The organism is Bacteroidota bacterium (genome assembly GCA_023957335.1).
Taxonomy (GTDB): Bacteria; Bacteroidota; Bacteroidia; order NS11-12g; family UBA955; genus JALOAG01.
Genome location: JAMLHC010000004.1, coordinates 253,823 through 273,141, shown reverse-complemented (window position 1 = coordinate 273,141; position 19,319 = coordinate 253,823). Strand labels below are relative to the sequence as shown.

Annotated in this window: 18 protein-coding genes; all 18 read right to left on the bottom strand. The window is 35.2% G+C overall.

The window, feature by feature from the left end; all coding sequences use genetic code 11:
- Position 1 precedes the first annotated feature (1 nt).
- Complete coding sequence (rffA, locus tag M9892_09465; GenBank protein ID MCO5254578.1) at positions 2–1,138, bottom strand: dTDP-4-amino-4,6-dideoxygalactose transaminase; 1,137 nt, start codon at positions 1,136–1,138, stop codon at positions 2–4.
- Positions 1,139–1,142: 4 nt separating this feature from the next.
- Positions 1,143–2,480 carry a putative DNA binding domain-containing protein gene (locus M9892_09460; GenBank protein ID MCO5254577.1) on the bottom strand — a complete coding sequence of 446 codons (1,338 nt, stop codon included), beginning with the start codon at positions 2,478–2,480 and terminating at the stop codon, positions 1,143–1,145.
- A 51-nt stretch (positions 2,481–2,531) separates the two neighbouring features.
- Positions 2,532–3,170, bottom strand: a complete 639-nt coding sequence (locus M9892_09455; protein ID MCO5254576.1) for an acetyltransferase — start codon at positions 3,168–3,170, stop codon at positions 2,532–2,534.
- Positions 3,167–4,090 (bottom strand): glycosyltransferase family 2 protein, encoded by a 924-nt coding sequence (locus M9892_09450; GenBank protein MCO5254575.1) that lies wholly within the window; start codon positions 4,088–4,090, stop codon positions 3,167–3,169. Before M9892_09450 ends, M9892_09455 begins: the two co-directional genes overlap by 4 nt.
- Positions 4,091–4,092: 2 nt before the next feature.
- Complete coding sequence (locus tag M9892_09445; protein MCO5254574.1) at positions 4,093–4,722, bottom strand: HAD family hydrolase; 630 nt, start codon at positions 4,720–4,722, stop codon at positions 4,093–4,095.
- A 1-nt stretch (position 4,723) separates the two neighbouring features.
- On the bottom strand, positions 4,724–5,704 hold the full coding sequence (locus M9892_09440) for an ATP-grasp domain-containing protein (GenBank protein ID MCO5254573.1): 981 nt from the start codon (positions 5,702–5,704) through the stop codon (positions 4,724–4,726).
- Positions 5,683–6,513: an NAD(P)-dependent oxidoreductase gene (locus M9892_09435; GenBank protein MCO5254572.1), complete on the bottom strand. Its 831-nt coding sequence runs from the start codon at positions 6,511–6,513 to the stop codon at positions 5,683–5,685. The genes M9892_09440 and M9892_09435 overlap by 22 nt, the downstream gene beginning before the upstream one ends.
- A 260-nt stretch (positions 6,514–6,773) precedes the next feature.
- Positions 6,774–7,904: an acyltransferase gene (locus tag M9892_09430; GenBank protein MCO5254571.1), complete on the bottom strand. Its 1,131-nt coding sequence runs from the start codon at positions 7,902–7,904 to the stop codon at positions 6,774–6,776.
- A gap of 331 nt (positions 7,905–8,235) precedes the next feature.
- Positions 8,236–9,414 carry an ATP-binding protein gene (locus M9892_09425; protein ID MCO5254570.1) on the bottom strand — a complete coding sequence of 393 codons (1,179 nt, stop codon included), beginning with the start codon at positions 9,412–9,414 and terminating at the stop codon, positions 8,236–8,238.
- A gap of 382 nt (positions 9,415–9,796) precedes the next feature.
- Positions 9,797–11,008, bottom strand: a complete 1,212-nt coding sequence (locus M9892_09420) for a hypothetical protein (protein ID MCO5254569.1) — start codon at positions 11,006–11,008, stop codon at positions 9,797–9,799.
- 190 nt (positions 11,009–11,198) lie between these two features.
- Complete coding sequence (locus tag M9892_09415) at positions 11,199–11,810, bottom strand: nucleotidyl transferase AbiEii/AbiGii toxin family protein (GenBank protein MCO5254568.1); 612 nt, start codon at positions 11,808–11,810, stop codon at positions 11,199–11,201.
- Positions 11,803–12,078 (bottom strand): hypothetical protein, encoded by a 276-nt coding sequence (locus M9892_09410; protein ID MCO5254567.1) that lies wholly within the window; start codon positions 12,076–12,078, stop codon positions 11,803–11,805. Before M9892_09410 ends, M9892_09415 begins: the two co-directional genes overlap by 8 nt.
- Before the next feature lie 135 nt (positions 12,079–12,213).
- Positions 12,214–14,097, bottom strand: a complete 1,884-nt coding sequence (gene asnB, locus M9892_09405) for an asparagine synthase (glutamine-hydrolyzing) (GenBank protein MCO5254566.1) — start codon at positions 14,095–14,097, stop codon at positions 12,214–12,216.
- A 244-nt stretch (positions 14,098–14,341) separates the two neighbouring features.
- Positions 14,342–14,653 (bottom strand): GIY-YIG nuclease family protein, encoded by a 312-nt coding sequence (locus M9892_09400; GenBank protein ID MCO5254565.1) that lies wholly within the window; start codon positions 14,651–14,653, stop codon positions 14,342–14,344.
- Between the two features lie 131 nt (positions 14,654–14,784).
- Positions 14,785–15,933, bottom strand: a complete 1,149-nt coding sequence (locus M9892_09395; GenBank protein ID MCO5254564.1) for a pyridoxal phosphate-dependent aminotransferase — start codon at positions 15,931–15,933, stop codon at positions 14,785–14,787.
- Between the two features lie 178 nt (positions 15,934–16,111).
- Positions 16,112–17,329 (bottom strand): glycosyltransferase, encoded by a 1,218-nt coding sequence (locus M9892_09390; protein ID MCO5254563.1) that lies wholly within the window; start codon positions 17,327–17,329, stop codon positions 16,112–16,114.
- Positions 17,317–18,453 (bottom strand): hypothetical protein, encoded by a 1,137-nt coding sequence (locus M9892_09385; GenBank protein MCO5254562.1) that lies wholly within the window; start codon positions 18,451–18,453, stop codon positions 17,317–17,319. Before M9892_09385 ends, M9892_09390 begins: the two co-directional genes overlap by 13 nt.
- A 195-nt stretch (positions 18,454–18,648) precedes the next feature.
- The gene (locus tag M9892_09380) at positions 18,649–19,281 is read right to left on the bottom strand and encodes a class I SAM-dependent methyltransferase (protein MCO5254561.1); all 633 of its coding nucleotides are present in this window, start codon (positions 19,279–19,281) and stop codon (positions 18,649–18,651) included.
- Positions 19,282–19,319: the final 38 nt, after the last annotated feature.

Here is a 19,319-nt window from a genome sequence, read left to right as displayed (position 1 = left end):
ATTACTTATATCCCGGTATCAACTTACAAATCCTCTCCACATCTACCTCATTCAACTCATAATACATAGGCAATCTCAACAAGGTTTCTGCATAGGAATCTGTTAAAGGTAATACTCTGCCATCATGTTTATCGGTATAGAAAGGGCTTTTGTGCAAACTCAAATAGTGAAACACCGCATGGATTTCGTTTTCTCTAAGTTGGTTGATAATTGCAGTCCTCTCTTCAATATTTCTGCAAATCACATAAAACATGTGGGCATTATTGGTTGCATAGTCCGGAACAATAGGCAATTGCAATATTCCTTTATCTTGCAAAGGTTTTAGAAGTTTATAATATTGCTCCCACAGTGCAATTCGCTTTTGTTGGATATCATCCAAATTCTCTAATTGTGCCCAAAGAAAAGCAGCCACAATCTCTGAAGGCAAAAAGGAAGAGCCCATGTCCACCCAGCCATATTTGTCTATTTCTCCTCTGAAAAATGCAGAACGATTTGTTCCTTTTTCCCAGATGATTTCTGAACGTTTTACAAATTGCTCATCGTTTACAACTAACATTCCTCCTTCACCGGAAATGATATTTTTGGTCTCGTGAAAGCTAAAAGCTGCCAAATGACCAATACTGCCCAAAGGTCTTTTTACTCCATCTTTTCCGGTATAAAAACTATCTATAGCCTGTGCAGCGTCTTCTACCACAAAGAGATTATGCTTATTTGCAATCTCCATCACCCTATCCATATCACAAGCAATTCCCGCATAATGCACCACCACAATGGCTTTGGTTTTAGGCGTAATCAGGCCTTCCAATTGCTCAGCGTCAACGTTTGGGTTTTGTTCCATAGAATCAGCAAATACAATTCTTGCTCCTCTCAACACAAAAGCATTGGCAGTACTCACAAAAGTGTAAGAAGGAATGATGACCTCATCTCCTTCCTTAATATTCAACAGAATAGCTGCCATTTCCAAAGCATCTGTACAAGATGTAGTAAGTAAGCATTTTTGAAAGCCGTATTTCTGCTCAAAGACTTTTTGGCAGAGTTGGGTGTATTTACCGTTGCCGGAAATTTTTCCAGAGTTTACTGCATCGGCAATATATTCGTATTCTTTGCCTGTTACATAAGGTTTATTGAAGCCTATCATTATGTTATCTTTTTGTTTTTTTTGTGATTTCCCAAAAACCTCCTTTTGCCGATCCTACACGTTTTATTAAGCCCAATTTTTTTAGTTTATTGGTATTATTCGTGATGGCGCGTCTTGATATCCCTACTTTGGCAGCCATTTCATCTACTGTAACGGTAGGTTTTCTTTTTATCAGTTCAAGTATTTGTTTCAGGTTTTCAGTGAAGTTTTCAGTGAAGTTTTCAGTGAAGTTTTCAGTGAAGTTTTCGTTCGTTCTGTGAAAGAGTATAGAGAAAAAGTGGTCGTTGGCTGTAAATTCAGGTTCTTTCAATCCCGCCCTAACACAATCCTCTACTATTTTGAGTGTTCCCCTGCCCCAGCTTTCTATTAGCCCAGCCTTGTAAAAAGTATCAGCAAGCAACCTGTTTTGCGGTTTGGACAAATGCGGTTTCTTTAAGTCTTGTACATTCAGGGTATCAGACATATTACATTCGTTCATTATTTCTACTTCCTGCTCTGTAATACGGATTTGTATGGTAGATGTAGTGGAATAAACGCGGTGTATCAAGGCATTAATAACAGCTTCTCTGAGGGCTGTAAAGGGTATTTCGAGTTTTTCCCTTCTGTGAACTCCTTCATAAGAAACAGGGCTTAACAGGTATTTTGTCCGCAGAATTTCCAGTGTTTGCTCCATTTGTTGAAACAAGTTTCCCTCTATCAAATCAACAGACAGCATATCTGTATGGGAGGTAAACAACCCGATTTTTACCCGTGCCTGCAAGAAAAACCGTTGCACATTGTTGCCAAAGAGCAAAATAGCAGCACGTTTCAGTTTTCCTGCTTCGCTCAGGTTCAGTTTTTCCAAAACTGCCATGTCATCATTTTCTGAACGAATAAAAGGCAATCTGTCAGCAGCCATACTCTTAAAGCGTTCTATTGTTTTGGGGTCAATATCTTTGCCGGAAAAGTTGGGTTCGATGACACCGTCCCAAGACCTGCCCATTTTCTTCAGTATAAAGTCATTCAGCGCGGAGCCTTTTAATTCCTGTAAAGTGCTGCCCGACCTCAAATAATATTTACCCTTGTATGAAATGGGAATTTCGTGCTGCAAAACGCTGATTTCAAGATAATGCAGCCCCTTGTAGTCAAGAAGGTTTATCTCTGCATATATTCCCAATAAATCCCTAAATTTATTAGGCAACTGTTCCAACAATAAGGTGCTGTTGTCAATTCCACAAACACTTCCATCGTCTTTAACACCAACATACAATTTCCCTCCTGAGGCATTGGCAAAACCACAAAGACCTTTCAGGTATTCGTCTTTCCAGATTGTTTTGTATTCTATGTTCTGGTGTTCGGGCATATTGCGGTTACTGTTGGGACTTATTAAGAAAGGTTTATAAAAGTAATCATATTAAAATCTTTTTTTAAGTTTTGCAGGAACACCTGCATACATACCTGAAATAGTTAAATTTTCTATAACCACAGTACCGCCTGCTATTTGAATAAATGGCTCAATGGTAATATTATCAATAATGGTTGAGTTTATTCCTATTATACAACATTCTTTTATATGTGTCTTTCCTGCTATACTTACTGATGGAGATAGGAAACAATGATTATCAACTTGAGTATCATGTGAGATCACTGCTCCAACATTTAATAGAACATTTGCTCCAATTTTTACATGTTTGTCAACAATGCATCCCGGCAGAATGAAACAACCTTCTCCTATCTCTGCTGAATTGTCAATATAAGATGAAGAGTGTATTAGCGTTGCAAATGGGATTTTACCACTCAATTTTTCATAAAGTTCTTTTCTTACTTGCATATGTTTATAGCCAATCCCAATCATTAAGCAATCAAAATCTCCTTTTCTAAACATGTCCTCAACTTCGGCAATTGCACCCAAAATAAGGATTTGATTCTTAAGCGTTCCTTTGACTTCATAATCATCAAAAAAACCAACAACTTCATGTTTCCCATCTTGAACTGCATGATGAGCGATGTGTTGTCCTAAATCTCCTGAACCAATGATTGCAAGTCTTTTCATAAGTTTGTTAAATCTTTAATAGAATACAGAGGTCTTCTTTTGCTCTCTTTGTATATTTTTCCGATATAAATAGCAGCGATACCAATAAAAAAGAGTTGGATGCCAAAACCCAAAATAATAGCACTAATTAACGAAGGCCATCCAAGTTCAAAGTCAATGAAAAATAATTTTAAAATAACCAACAGTACAAGGGCAACTAAACCAAACAATGAGAAAAACATTCCTAATTTCACTGCAAGTTTCAATGGTAATTCCGAAAAATCAAAAATAGCGTCAAATGCTAATTGCATTTTTCTTTTAAAATTAAACTTACTTCTTCCGGCAAATCTTTTTCTCTGCGAAACTTCAATCTGCGTTCTTTTCATACCAATATGAATAAAAATACCTTCTATAAATCTATTTTGCTCTGCATATTCCAAAAATTTATCTGCAAATTTTCTGTTAAAAATCCGCATTACAGCCAAACCTTTGGGTATTTCTAATCCCGTAAATTTATTGAGAGTTCCCCAAAATATCTTTGAGTACAGCTTGTTTAATGTACTGTCAATTTTTTCTTTTCGAACACCAAAAACCAAATCATATCCTTGTTCTATTTCTCTTACAAAATGAGGAATTTCGTCAGGTGGGTCTTGCAAGTCCGGATCCATATACAGCAAATAGTCTCCGGTGGCATAGCGAATACCGGCACTTACAGCAGCTTGCTTTCCTTGGTTATATGAAAACTCTACTAATTTAATCCTGTTTTCTTTTGTTGCTTCTTCCTTGATTAATTCTACCGTTTTGTCTTTGCTTCCATCATCCACAAATACTATTTCCCAATCTAAACCCAGTGCTGATAATACAGGAATGGTTTCTTTGAGGTATTGAAGAATACATTCTTCCTCAAAATACACTGGGACAACTAATGATAATTTCTTCATTTTTATAAGAGTTCTTTTAGTTCGTATAACGAGTTAAGCCTTTGGGAACAATACGGATAATCATTATATCTATCTATCAAATAAGCGTTCATGCCCACTAATAAAGCAGGCTCTAAATCCAGTTTTATAGAATCTCCAATATATATTATCTCTTTAGGGTTTATTTTTAGTTTGCTAATTGCTCTTAAATAAAATTCAATATCAGGTTTTCTTAGTTCCTCATTCTCTGAAACTAATAATTCCTGAAATAAAGAACCAAAATGTTTTTCCAGAATTGAATTTAATCCTCCATGAAAATTAGATAAAACTGCATATTTATTATCAAGTTCTTTAAGGACATCTGTATCTTCAAACTTTTCCCATGGCAAATAAGAACAAGCAGAATAAATAGCATCCAACATCGCTTTGGGAGTAATAATACCAAGAGAATTAAGCCATTCTTTATTGAATGTCATATAAAATTCTTTTGAGGTTCGGTCTGGAAATATAATGAGTTCGGAAATCAATTTATGATTCTTTCTAAGATTTTCTATTTCAACCCTAAACCCAAATTTGCTCAATACTTCCTTTACTTTTGTAAACAAAAGAGGCTTATGTATCAATGTATTTGCGGCATCAAATAAAATAACCATACTAAAATAATTTAAAATTATCTTGATTAGTTCCTTTTAGACCTGAATTTTCAGGATAAATCACATCTGACAAATATCTATAAGCAAACCCTTTAGTTATAACAGGGCTTTGTGGCTGTTTTCCCCACAAGAGTTCTTCAATTGTATATTGCACATCCTTAAATCCAAAATGAGCTCTAATCGAATTTGTACCCGATATCCTACAGTTAATTTCAAATGGTATAACCATATTATCGTCCGTTACTATAGATTGAATATTGAAAGAACCTTTTAATCCCGGTTGCGTTTCACACATCTTTTTTGCAATCTTCATTACTTCGGTATCATGCTCATCGATAACTCTGCAAAAAGTAGTTGCTCCATTTTCTAAACTTCTTTCCATAGTTAATAAACCATGAATCTCTCCGTCATTATATCTTCTATAAACAGCTGAGGTAATTTCTTTCCCCTTGTGCAATTCTTGAATCATATATTCCTCGTCATTCAACAAAGAAAAATCTTTAGGGTTAATCATCAAACCTCTTGAACCTCTCCCTTTTCTTGGTTTTGCAATAAAGTTTTCAAATTTATTAGGATAAGCAGAAGGGATATAACTCTCAGCAAAAGGTATTTTATTTTCTTTATGAAATTCAAACGTCAAAAACTTATCTAAATATCTCTCTGTAACCTTATGGGAAGAGCCTGCAATTACACATTCAATTTCATTACTATATAAAGATAGATAGTATGACTCATAATCCGTTGATGGAATTATTAAATCAACATGCTCATCACTAACTATTTTTTTTATTAAAGGAACAAACGAAGCATCATATCCATAGGGAGTTTGGTAAAAAGTATCTACTAAGTGATTTCCTGCTGAAAATGGGGTTATATTAGTGCCTATAATTCTTATATTATACTTCATTTCTTGGATATTGCGTATAATACCCTGACCAACATTGCCTCCAATTCCTGTTACTAAAATTGTTTTTTCTTCCATTGAATATATTCTTTTATTCCTTCTCTAAAATCTTTCGTATTCTTTATTGACAAGGTATTTCTTGTCATTTTATTATCTACCTGAATAGAGATTGAATTATCAGTCTCTTTAAAATTAATCATAGCACCTGTTTCTTCTGCTACAAGTTTTGCAAGTTCAATATTACTAACTTCAGTTTCATTAGAGGCAACAAAAATTCCTTTTTCTTGTGTTGAAATTAAATTTTCAATATACCTAACCACGTCTTCTACGTGAATATAGTTTTGCCTTCTTTCTCCTTGACCCCAAACTTCAATTTCCCCTGTTAATAATGCTTGATTAATATAGTTTGGAATAATTGTATTTTCTTTCATTCCTTTTCCATAAAGCGAGGTCAACCTTACAATAGCATAATTCTTTGCTTGACTTACACACTTCTCTCCCCATAGTTTAGAAATTGCATACTCGGTCTCAGGAGTTGGGGATGTTTGTTCTGTCAATATGTTCTGATTGTTTCCATAAACAGAAATGGAGGAAATATAGATAAGAAAACTATTGGAAAAGTGTTGAACCATTTGTTGGGTTGTCAGCACATTTGATTCAATCAAATGATTCATATCCTTAGTGTCGTTGCCTGATGCAACCGCAGCATGACACATGATAACCACATCGGGGTGTTCATCTATAGAAGATAGCTGACTAATCTCATAGACGTTTTTGTCACTGTTTTCTTTTTGTCTGACAAGACCCGTCAACTTGTGTTTGTCGGATAAAAAGTCCCAAAGCGCAGAACCCAAAAAACCTTTAGAGCCGGTAATTAAAATTTTCATTGAGGTTATATATCACTTTCAAAGACTTCCCCATTTGAGGTTGTCAAGAAAAGAATCTTAATATTTAATTTTATTAAGTCAAACATGGACTTATTAGTCATTCAACCGATATACTTTCAAAGTGTTATTAAAAACCAAATCTTTTGATTTGAAACCGGACAAATAATAACTGCTTATTCAATTTTGTTCTTCAGTACTGGTATTGCAGAAGGCATTTATTTATTGGCATTTTCAATTATGCTAACCATAATAAAGATTGTTTAATTTTGTTTTCTGTTTCCGCTCATTACAATAGAAAACTTTTCTTTATACCGTAAGAAAAATGATTCAAAATATTGATATGAAAGACCAGCCATTAATATAGTTAAGATAATACTGAAGGGGTAAATGAGCCAATTTGAAAGATTGATAAAACTACATATATACAATGCTAATATAATTCCGATTGGGTGATACATATATAATCCGTATGAAATATTACCCAAGTAATTGAGAGCCCTATTTTCAAGAGATATATTAATTGTATTGTTGGATGCAAAGTTTAGGATAATGATACCAAAAAGAACCGAATAAAATTCGTAATGAAATTTTGGTATGTATATACCCTTTACCATTAAAAATATTGTAACACAGATTGTTAGGTAGAATAGTATATTATTCTGTAGCAGTTTTAAAAGTTTATTTTTTTGAAATAATAAGATTGCAAAAAGTCCTCCAATTGCCATGCAGTCTATATTAAATGTTGACCAAAATGCACGTATCACATTCTTATATGGAATAAAGTCGGAATAATGTGATTGTAGAAAGGTGCCAAATGCAATGTAAAAAGCTATTATAAAAAACATTAAACCGATTCGGTACTTTTTCACTAGCTTAAGGATAACTGGCCAAACCAAATAAAATTGCTCTTCTGTTCCAATTGACCATGTGTGTGATGCATAAGGCACTACTCCTAAAATAGATAAGACAAGGTTTGGAAAGAATATTGCGTACAAAACTAATTTAGGTAATAAGTTAGAATAGATTACTTCTTTGCTATAATTGGGTAGGACAAATAAATCAATATTGGGTAGCACTAAGAATGCAAGAATGATAATTAAATAGTATAGCGGCCAAATTCTCAAAATTCTTCTTATGTAAAACTTACCTATATTTATCTTTTTAAATGAATATTCTTCTGTCAAAAGCAAGTAAGTTATTAAAAAACCACTCAACACAAAAAATAAAACGACACCGAGTTTGCCAATAATGCCTATAAATGGCACTGTCCCCCAATAATTATCTATTTTTGAGATTGATTTTAGTTGTTCAATGTGGTGTATGATTACTAACAATGCAGCAATAAACCGAAGCCCGTTAAGATTTGGAAAATAAATTTTTTGTTTGTACATTATTGTCGTTCTGTGTGTTCTGTAATCCTATAGGATGACAGTTGATATGTATTTTCCATTTCTCTGAATTAAACGGATTTTTTATTTATAATGTTAGGTTGAAAGAGTTAGGATATTTGTTTTAGTTTCCAAAAAACAGTAATAATGCCCCGGGTTCAACCGCTTCTGAAACAAGTATAGAGTTACGGACATTGTCATCCTGAGTGACCGAACGGACGTTGTCAGCCTGAGTGATTTTTATTGCAGCAAATCGGAAATAAAAATCGCCTGCCCTGAGTATAATCGAAGGGTATCGAAGGCGGACAAAGGGCGAATGATAATCTACCCCTAATCATGGTTCCATAATATTTTCTTGAACAAAATTTCTCCAATTCAAAACAGAAACGCCTTCCTCTTTTCTTGACTCTATTTCACCTCCATAGATTAGATAAGATTTATCTATCTGAGCCAGTGTATGAAAGTAATTTAAAGATTTAGCCATTTCAGGATGATATGTTCTTCCAGATTTAATTTCAACCGGAAGTTGAGTTGTTATTGAATCTAAAATCAAATCTACTTCATTCTTATTTTTATCTCTCCAAAAGAATATTCTATCCGGCTTGAGTCCCTTATTAAAACTCTGTTTATGTAACTCAGAAACTACCATAGTTTCAAAAATCGCTCCTCGCAATGGATAGCTATACAACATATCTTTGTTTGATAAACCCAAAAGCGAACAGACTAAGGCTGTATCATAAAAATAGAGTTTAGGTCGTTTGACAACAGTTTTATTAAAGTTTTTATAAAAGGGCGCCAGCAAAAACACTATAAAGCTATTAGCCAAAATGCTTATCCAAGATTGAATGGTCTTTGTATCTACACCCACTTCATTTGCAATCGCAGAATAGTTTAGTTCTTGACCTGTTCGACCTGCTAAGATGCGTATAAAACGTTCAAATACTAATAAGTCCGATACATTTTGAATTTGCCTAACATCTCTTTCAATATAGGTTCGCAGATAGTTGTTAGTCCAGTCTTGCGGTAAAAGTTTGAGATTATCATATAATGCAGGATAAAATCCTCTAAACATCAAATCATCATCCTCCTCGGGCAATTTCCCGGATTCCTTTAACTCTGAAATTGAAAGTGGTAGTAAATTAAGAAAAGCAATTCTACCGGCTAATGACTGTGAGATATTTTGATGTAATAAAAAATTATCAGAACCTGTCAAAATAAACAGTCCATGCTCTTTGGAATTATCTAATATCTCTTGAAGATAGGAGAAGATTTGCGGGGCGCGTTGAATCTCATCCAAAACAGCACCGGATTTAGTATATTGATCCAAAAACGCTCTTGGATCATCTAAAGCTAACAGTCTGGTGTCCGGATTTTCAAGCGATACATAAGGCTTCTTTTCAAATACCTTTCTAACCAGCGTTGTTTTCCCGGACTGTCGAGGTCCGGTAACCGCTACACTCTTGAAACTATGACTAAGTTGTAATAATTTATTTTCAGCTTGCCTTGGAATCATTTTTCAAAGATATAGAATTTTATGGAATCGAATTCCATAAAATTCTAATTATCGCCTGTGGTTTATTTTGTTCAAACTATTCAAAAGAAAATCCCTTGTTCATGGTTCGATATCCTTCGATTATACTCAGAACAGGCTATTTTGCTCGGAGCAACAAAATCACTTCCCGTATTGACGGGACTGTAAGCACCATGACATTACGGAACTTGTCAGCCTGAGTGACCGAACGTAGTGAGGTTGTATCGAAGGCGACAAGGGCGAATGATAAACTTAAACATTATTACTCGCTATTCATGGTTCGATACTATTCCGCTTAAGCGGAATCACTCACCATGACATCGTGAACGAACGGGACTGTATGCACCATGACAGAAATAAAACCCTAATTCTTCAACTTTCCCAATTCCTCCGCCAGCCTCCTCATCTTTACCTCATAATCCAAATATTGCTCTGCATAAGCTCTCATCTTTTGTGGATGCTCCGGATCGGATAAAACTCTCTGAGCAAAATCAATTACCTTCTGCATATCTATTAGGCTATCATCATTAGAAAATTGAAGTGCAAATTCCTTAGAGGATTCGATCATATCAGGGTCTTCATGCCCATAAATAAAAGGAAGCCCACGAGCAAAATACTCTCTGGCTTTTATGGTACTATTCGAATTTAAGTTCTTTCTATAAATCCCAAATTGAGAAACCCCTAAATGCATTGTATCTATTAGCAAATCCAGTTCTTCTCCTCCCATAAATCCATTGAAAAATACTTGCTCATCAGATAGAGAACATTCTTTTGCTAAACTCTTTTCATATTCTAAGTTTCTACCTAACAAGTACAGTTTAATCTGCATTTCTCCTTGATAGTTTTTTATGGATTTAAAAATTCTATCTATACCGTTATAGTCAGCCGAAGTTGCTGCTCCTTTAAGAAAAATAAGATTTAATTCTTGAGTGAAAAAGGGTGATTTTCTCAGAGTAAAGGAACTTGTCTCTACTGCATCTCCTCCTAGAATTGTTTTATACTTGCCCCCAGATACTTTTTCCTGCCATTCTGCAATATCCTTAGAATTACAAATGCCTAAAGCTGAATTTTTTCTAATCGTTTTTCCAAATAGTTTTTCTCGCCACAAGGGTAACCAATAGTATTCTGCCCTACTAAAAATTTTTGAGGGAGAAAGACCAAACGGATTCTCCTGAGAACCCAATCTTATTTCGGATTCTTCAATACTCAAATGTTCAAAAACTGTTTTCTTACCAAACTTCTTGGAGAACTGTTTCAGCAAGCTACCTGCTCCCGGATATCTAAAATAAAATAAGTCTGTTTCAGTAAAATTTTCATTTGCATACTTTAACACCGCTTCCATTACTTTTCTCTTTCTCCCAGAGGCTTGAAAATATTTCCAAGTACATTTCTCTACCGGGATGAGTTCTACAAATTCGTTTAAAAGGGTTACTTCCTTAACTTCGGTGCTAAAGAAAGCTCCTTTACATTCTGCCCCTGCTTTGTTTAGGTATTTTATCTGGTTCAGCACTTTGGTTTGTACAGAAGAACCTTTGAGGGAGGGAGAGGTAAAGAGATATAGGATTTTTAGGGACATGATTTATACAATTTTGCTAAAACGGAATCACTCACCATGACAGTGCGGCAAGGTGGGGACAATGATTTTTCGGGCGCTTCGACTACGCTCAGCGACCGAAAAACTACGCTCAGCGACCGAAAAACTACGCTCAGCGACCGAAAAACTATTCACTCTCAGCCTTTCGCCTTTATAATCAATAAAAATTACTTTAAAATTGGACAGCCAGCTCTGTCAAGGTATTTCGAATCTCTTTTTGAGAAATTTCTTTTCCCATATAAATCACTTCTTCTGTGTAATCAATATCTTCAAAAAAACAAAGTTGTGCTCTAAACTGTTTTTCAGAAAAAAGTCCTTCAAAAATTTCGGTAGCACGTTTTGATATTACACTCACAGAAAAATACTTAGTAATAATAAAATATAAATCCACATAATCCTTCCATTTTGATCTTCTTCCTAGTGCATAAGCCTTCATAGCCGCTAGGTCAATCAAAGCAGGCATTAAAATAATGTCATCTAAACCCTCTGTTTTATTAATCTCAAATGGGTACTGAAAAAAAGTCAGTTTCACATTATTAATAACAAGATTAATTTGTTCCTCTACTCTACGAGTAATCAATGGAGTATATTGATGTGACTTTATTTTATCTATAATTAGTTTATGGTTCAGTGGCTTATCCCTAAACAAATCAAAATCAATAGAACGTCTATGCCCTATTTGCAAAGCAATAGCAGTTCCTCCTACCAAATAAAAAGTTCTTTTGAACTCTTTTATGAGCGGTAATAACTCTAATTGATTCTTATCAAGTATATCCTTATACATTTCGATTAAAATATTCAGAAAATAAAGCGTAGATTTCAGGATAAATATTATTCTTTTTTCTACCGGTCAGGTTCTTAAAAATCCGACTGGCATTATTTAACCCAACAATTTCAAAGTATTCTTTAATGGTTGGCAAATCAGCATAGTTCAACACCTGCTCCAAAAGTAATTCTTCGCTTATATCTTCTTTGAGATTCTCAGGTGTGTACCAAAACAAATGAGAGTTTCTTTTGATAAATGTACTAAGTTCAGAATTTTGATGTTTCATTTTATGATTGTTTTAACGCAATAGACCGGAGAGATAATTAGAAATTTAGTTAAATAATGAGCCGGCTCTATAGCCAATTTTCACACATTTCAATTCTCAGGAATAACCTCCATATTAATTACAAATTTAAGCCTCTTACAAACTTCCTCCTATCGCCTCCACATTCAACTTTAACCACACATTTCTAACCAGGGCTGTACTTAGCTTCCCTTGTTTATATGCCTCCAAAACTTCTTGTTTGACACTTTCTTGTTTGATTGCATTGATAACATCGTCTTTCAACACTCCGTTAAACCAATGTTCCAAGGGGCTGCTTATACCTACTTTAAAAGTTCTGGTGCGGATTTCCTCATCCAGCTTTCCTTTCATGGCTTCTCTCAACAGAAGTTTGGTAAAGCCTAATCCTATCTTGGCGGTTAACGGAAGTGAAAACACGTAACAAACCAAACGCCAGTCCATAAAAGGCATGCGAATTTCTATGCCGTTCATCATGGAAGCCCTGTCGAAGTTGCGAAGCAGGGCAGGGAGTGTATGTTGAAAAAATTGATTGTAAACCATCCTTTCGGGCAAGGGTTTTTGTGAAAAATCATAAGCGCTGTCGCTGAGTGATGGAAGTCTCACCGGCACAAATTCCATGTTATCCTTGCTCTTTTTATTCAACAGCTTCTTTAGTCGGAATGTAAGCCCGGCTTCTCTTTTAATTTTGTCTGCCAATGCTCGCTCAAACTTTACTTTCTGCTCGGACTGAACATCGGGATGATACATGTTTTGTAAAACTTGGGCATAATCGGCAACCTGCGTTTCTGTGCCATTCCACAAGGCGTCATTGTATAATGCATACACCATATCCCTATATCCGTATAGCATTTCGTCCACCCCGTGTCCGTCCATAGAAACCGTGATACCTTTCTTTTTCATTCCGGCATAAACCGCAGCCACTGATGTGATGGGAGACGAACTAATAAAATCAGCTAATTCTGTTTCATGTTTAATGGATTTCCAAAGCGTCTTGGTTTCAGTCTCAATAGTTTCAATTTTGCCACCGCAGAAGGCGGATGCTTTTTGTGCATATTCTTGTTCATCTTGCGGCAAACCCGGGAAAACGGCTGTAAATGCCCTGTTGGAATCATGATGTGTTCTGTCGGGGTGCTCCTTTTGTAACAAATCAGAAACCACCGCATACACCGAACTGGAATCCAGACCGCCACTCAAGGCAGTTGCCACGGGCACATCGCTGACTAAACGTAATCTGCATGCATCTTCAAACAATGTATAGAACTTTTGTGCTTGCTCTTCCAAGGTGTTGGAAATATCCTTTTGCAAATGCTCTTCTATGTCCCACCAACGTTTTTGCTGTATGGGTTCTCCTTTCTTCACCACCAAATAGTGTCCCGGCAAGACCTGATAAATATCTTTAAAAATAGTATAGCCCAGACCCTCCAAGGCATAAGGGTCATTGAGGGTCATCTCCAACAACTTGTCATCAATCTCTCTCTTAAAACCCTCTAAGAACTTAAAAGCACGGGTTTCTGAGGCAAAAACAAACCGTCTGTTGTCCTGATACAAATAATACAGGGGCTTCACACCAAAACGGTCTCTGGACAAAAAGAGTTCTTTCTTTTCATCATCCCAAATAGCAAATGCCCAATCACCATTGAATTTTTTCAAACAATCCTTACCCCATTCTGCATAAGCCGCCAACAATACTTCCGTATCGGATTGAGACAAGAAATGATGCCCCTTTTGTTCCAGTTCAGAACGGATTTCAGAGAAATTATAAATTTCACCATTATAACAAATCCAATACCTTTGATTCGCATAGCTCATGGGCTGTTTTCCGGCTTCGGAAAGGTCTAGAGTGGCTAAACGCCTGTGACCCAATACCAATGAACGGTTATCCAACCAAACATAGCCCTCTCCGTCCGGACCTCTATGAGTCATGGAACGGGTGAAGTGATGGATTTTGCTTTCACTCACCATCGTGCTTTTTAAGTTATATATTCCTGATATTCCGCACATGGGGATTTGATGTTATTTGTTTTCGGGCGCTTCGGATTCCTTTGGTTTTACGGGCACTTCGACTACGCTCAGCGACCGAAAAACCGACTACGCTCAGCGACCGAAAAACCGACTACGCTCAGCGACCGAAAAACCGACTACGCTCAGCGACCGAAAACCGTACCCTGAGCGTAGTCGAAGGGTACATTTTTGAGAGTGTTGTCGAAGGAAGTCGAAGGACACATCATGCGTAGTCGAAGGGTACTTATTCCTTTTTATAATTCTTGGAATGTGTTTCGTTAATACACTCTGCAAGCTCCTTTAATTCTTCTGTTAGACCTGCAATTAAAGCCTCTTTTTTCTTTCTACTCCAACCTTGAATTTGCTTTTCTCTATAGAAAGCTTCATCAATTCTTCCATATTCTTCAAAATATACCAACTTGACAGGCAAATGTTTAGCTGTATAGTTTGCTCCTTCACCAGACTGATGTTGAGCAATACGTATGTCCAAATCCTTTGTACTGCCTGTGTAATAACTGCCGTCCGCACATTGTAGAATGTAGGTATAGCCTTTCATTGTTTATTAGATCGTACCTTGAGCGTTCGTAACCCGTACCCTGAGCGTTCGTAACCCGTACCCTGAGCGTAGTCGAAGGGTACAATATTAAGAACGGAATCGAAGTAAGTCGAAGGGTAAATTACGGAACTTTATTTAGTTTTATCAATTAACTCCTTAATTTTCAACAAACCTCTTTTGATTTCATCCATTGGAGCTACTCCAATAGAAACACGTATGAATTTATCACAACTTTCTCCATAACCTATACCGGGAACCACTGCAATATATTCTTCCTGCAACAGTTTAGTGCAAAAATCCACAGAATTTAATTTAGATGGAGAAATTGAAACAAAGAAATAGAAAGTTGAGGAGCCTTCTATTGGGTTTAAGCCAATTTTTTGCATATAAGTCGCCACATCTTTTCTCTTTTGTACAACTGCTTTTATTTGAGGATTTGTATGTTCTAAAATGTCATAAAAGTAATGTTCAACATAATACTGTAAAATTGTTGCAGGGCAAGTTATTAAATGTTGATTTATCTTTAAAATTGCATCAATTAGATTTTCATTTGCAATTACATAACCCATTCTCCAACCTGAAATTCCATAATTTTTAGATATAGAATTGAACACAACAGTGTGCTTTTTTTCTCTATCTAATTTACCGGGAGAAATGAACGTATTATCATTTACAAATTCACTATATGCCTCATCACTGAATATATACAAATCATACTTTTCAGCCAAAGCAAGTAAATGTTTTATTTCTTTCTCTGTATAAACATATCCTGTAGGATTATGAGGGTTATTAATGACTATGACCTTGGTTTTATCTGTAATATATTTTTCAAAATCATATACTGATTCATTATGAGGTACCGCCACAGGAATGCCATAGCATAATTTTACTTGCTCCGGATAACTAACCCAATATGGTTCCGGAACGATTACTTCATCTCCGGGGTTTAAAACCGCCATAAAAGCGAAATGAACTGCCGCCTTAGAGCCGGCTGTAATCAAAATCTCTTTTTCATAATCAATAGGGATATCATAATTCTTTAAAAAGAACTCAGATAGTTTCCTCCTTAACTCAGGAATTCCTCGAGAATTAGAGTAGTGATATATAGTAGGAAACGGGAGTGGGTCAAATGAAAATAATGGGATATCAAAAAAGGCTTCTCCCAGACTAAGAACTAAAACATCCTTACCTGCTCGTTGAAGCTCATATACCATTGTGTTAAACTTGATTGAAATAGCTTGTTCTGAATGAATTGCTATTTCTGAAAGTGATTTATTCATTGTTGTTGTTCTTAATTTTAGTTTTATTTGTTTTGAGGTTTCTCGGGCGCTTCGACTACTTCTGCTGCTGTTTTGTCGGGCATTTCGACTACGCTCAATGACCGAAAAACGACTTCGCTCAGGACAAACCGATCAGCGACCGAGAAAACAACTACGCTCAGTGACTACGAAACCAAGGTCAGTTTTTTAATATCTCAACAAACTCAGCATAGTTCCTTTCTGCGTTAAAATTCTCTCTCCAGAATTCTTTAACTCCTTGTCTATATTGTGCATCACGGGACTTTTCTTTTAAGAAAATCTCTATTCTTTGAGCAACTTGCTTTGGGTCAAAATACTCTTCCAAAAGTATTCCCGTTTGTTCATTTACTATTTCCGGAAGTCCACATACATCACAACCTGTTACCGGAATGCCAAAGCTAATCGCTTCCATAATACTAACCGGCAAACCCTCTAAAGTACTGACATTCATAAAAAGGTCAAAAGGTGTTTGGCTATATTCTTCCATCAGGTCTTTATTAGCAACATAGCCTCTAAAAGTATAATGTTGTTCAGGCAGGATTGATTTTACTTTGCTTATAACATCTTCCATTTCCTTACCTATTCCGTAATGTGTCCAATGATATGGTACATTTAGATGACTTAATATTTGAGATATTGAATCTACTCTTTTTAATGCTACAAAATTTGAACAGGAAATTATCTGAAATTCCTTTTCATTATTTATCGGATTAGTTCCTTTATCATTAACACCTAAATAAGACAGAACTATATTAGAATCTCGAAACCTTTGTTTCATGTAGTTCACACCATATTTAGAAATTTGAATCACTTTTCTAAACTTAGCAATTTCAAAATACCTGAATGGATGATATTTTCTTGATTGTTGCTGTTCGTCAAAGTCGTATCCATGGGCTCTTGTAACAAGTTCATTCTTTAGTCCGAGTACTTTAGACAATGCCAATATTGTAGCCCACTCATTAAACCAATATGAGTAGCATACAAACTCAGTTTCTTGGTTCGCCTTTATATCTTTATCAAGTTCTTCTTTTAGGAAAACCGCATTGTTTATACATCCTATCAAATGATTAAAATTCCACTTGAATTGATTAACATACTTCCATCTATGCGGAGATTTTATAAATTCAGTTATGAAAGCTTTTGCAATTAGAAATAAATTTCCTGAAACCAACTTTCGCAAATATACTGGTCTGTTTAAATCAAACTGTCTTACTTCTATATTACCAGGAATTGGTAGTTGCACTTTGTCAAAGCCGCGTGATGGATAGATAACAATTTTATCAAATGCATTTGAAAGATAATGTATTTCTGTTTCCAAAAAAGATTCACTTCCTATAAATGGGAATTGGGCTGTAAATAAGTAAACTACTTTTTCCACTCTAAAATAGATTGTTTTAAAAAATTGTTCTTTGTTGACAGCACTAACTTATTCAATATAGCCCAAAAATCTATTTTTATTTCGGTTATTTTAATTCTAAAATTTGACAAAAATCTCAAGCTTTTATTTTGTTGATTATTATGAATGGCTGCTTCTATTTGCTCCATAGTTTTAGTGTAGTTATATTCCATTAGCCAATCAAACGCCTTTTGGGTTTCCAATTCAACTTTATTTCTATTGCTTACAAAATACTCAAGTTGTTTTGCAACTTCTTCCGGGGAGTTGGCATTTAACATTGGATATAACTCACAATGATGTTTCTTGTTAAACACATCGTTTCTGTATGCCAGATATGTAACTTTAGATGCTATTATTTCTGCATTGGAACAATATAGATAATGCCCCTCATTTTCAAATTGTCCTATTCCAATATCTGCAAAAGATAGGATCGCAAGCAATTCTTTTCGAAGAAGCGTTGGGAACCATTCAATATTATGTTCAATACCTAATTCCTTAATTAGCTTTTTAGATTCTTCAACATCAGAGCCGTATTCCAACAAGACAGCTTTAACATTTAATTCAGGATTCTTTTCTATAAACCGAGCAAAACCTTTAAAAAAAACATCATTGCCTTTTGAAATAGTTTGTGGAGCTGTTTTCCACCATTGTCTGCTCTGTTGGAAAAGTACACAATCAGAAGATTCTTTTATTTTCTTCATCTTTTGAACCCACTCGCCATCAACACTTTTATTTTTTTCAAACTCCGGATAATATAGAAAAGGTAGCGGGTTTGTAATCTCACCTCTAAATCCTATACTTTTAATAGCATCTAAAATAAAATCATTATTCAGACTCATAGGTATCATACGAGCATTTTTAATTCCTTCAAACTGTAAAACAGCTGTCATTATTTTATCTCCCTCCCATAATTGCGGTATGCGAAAAGCTGATTTATAAAAGGGCCAATCAAATAAATCCGTTCCTGCCCAAGTAAAAATATCTAATCGCTTATTAATTCGAGCAAGTATGGCTGGTGCATAGTCAATTCCAATATAAAAATCGTAGTGTTCTAATTTCTCTTTGATTGTTTTTAAAGGAATATCCATTACTTTCCCAAAATCCATATTCAAATTTTTGATTGCGAATTTAATATCCGTCTCATCTTCATAGTCAGCAGATGGAGCAAAGTGGTCATATTCATGCAATAAGAACAAATCAACCTCATGTCCTTTTTTTGCCAAATACTGTGCAGTAGGGGACATAATATTATTCATATTTCCAAGGCAAGCGATTTTCATATATTTGTGATATATAATCAACTACATATTCCAACCATCAAAATCTTTGTATAAGTATATGCAGAAGTCAAATACAGGCATATCGTGTTTCAGTACCACTCTTTTAGTTATACTTTTGGCAATAGAAAAGATTTTTTCAGGAGAATAATAAAAGAACTCGTTTTCATCAAGTTTGTAATCCACATATTCTGTCAGAAAATCAATTGCAACGCCCTTGTTAGCAATGTCGTAGCTTTTTCTCAACATCTTCGTTACAAAAGAGTAGTTATCTATATCATATAGTTTAAGATTAAATGCTTGTGATGAAACAACATAGTCAAATCCTCCGTTTATTTCTTCATTTAGTATATCTGCAACAAGAAAGGTTGCTCCTTTGTGTATTTTCTGTGCATGTTCAATTAATCGTGGATTTATATCAACCCCGCAATATTTAAAATTCCCTTTTCCAAGATTTTTATTTAAAAAGTCATAAAAATCACCAAATCCACATCCTATATCTAAGATGCTATTACCTTTCTCTATTCCACATTGATACAATGTTTCAAATCTAATTTGTCTTCGGGACTCAACTCCCCCTGCTAAAGCCTGAATAGAAATACCATGCTCATCTATTCTCTTATTATATTTCTCAATTATACGCTGATTGTCGCTCATATTCATATTGCTTAAAATGGTTATTTATGGTTTTTGAA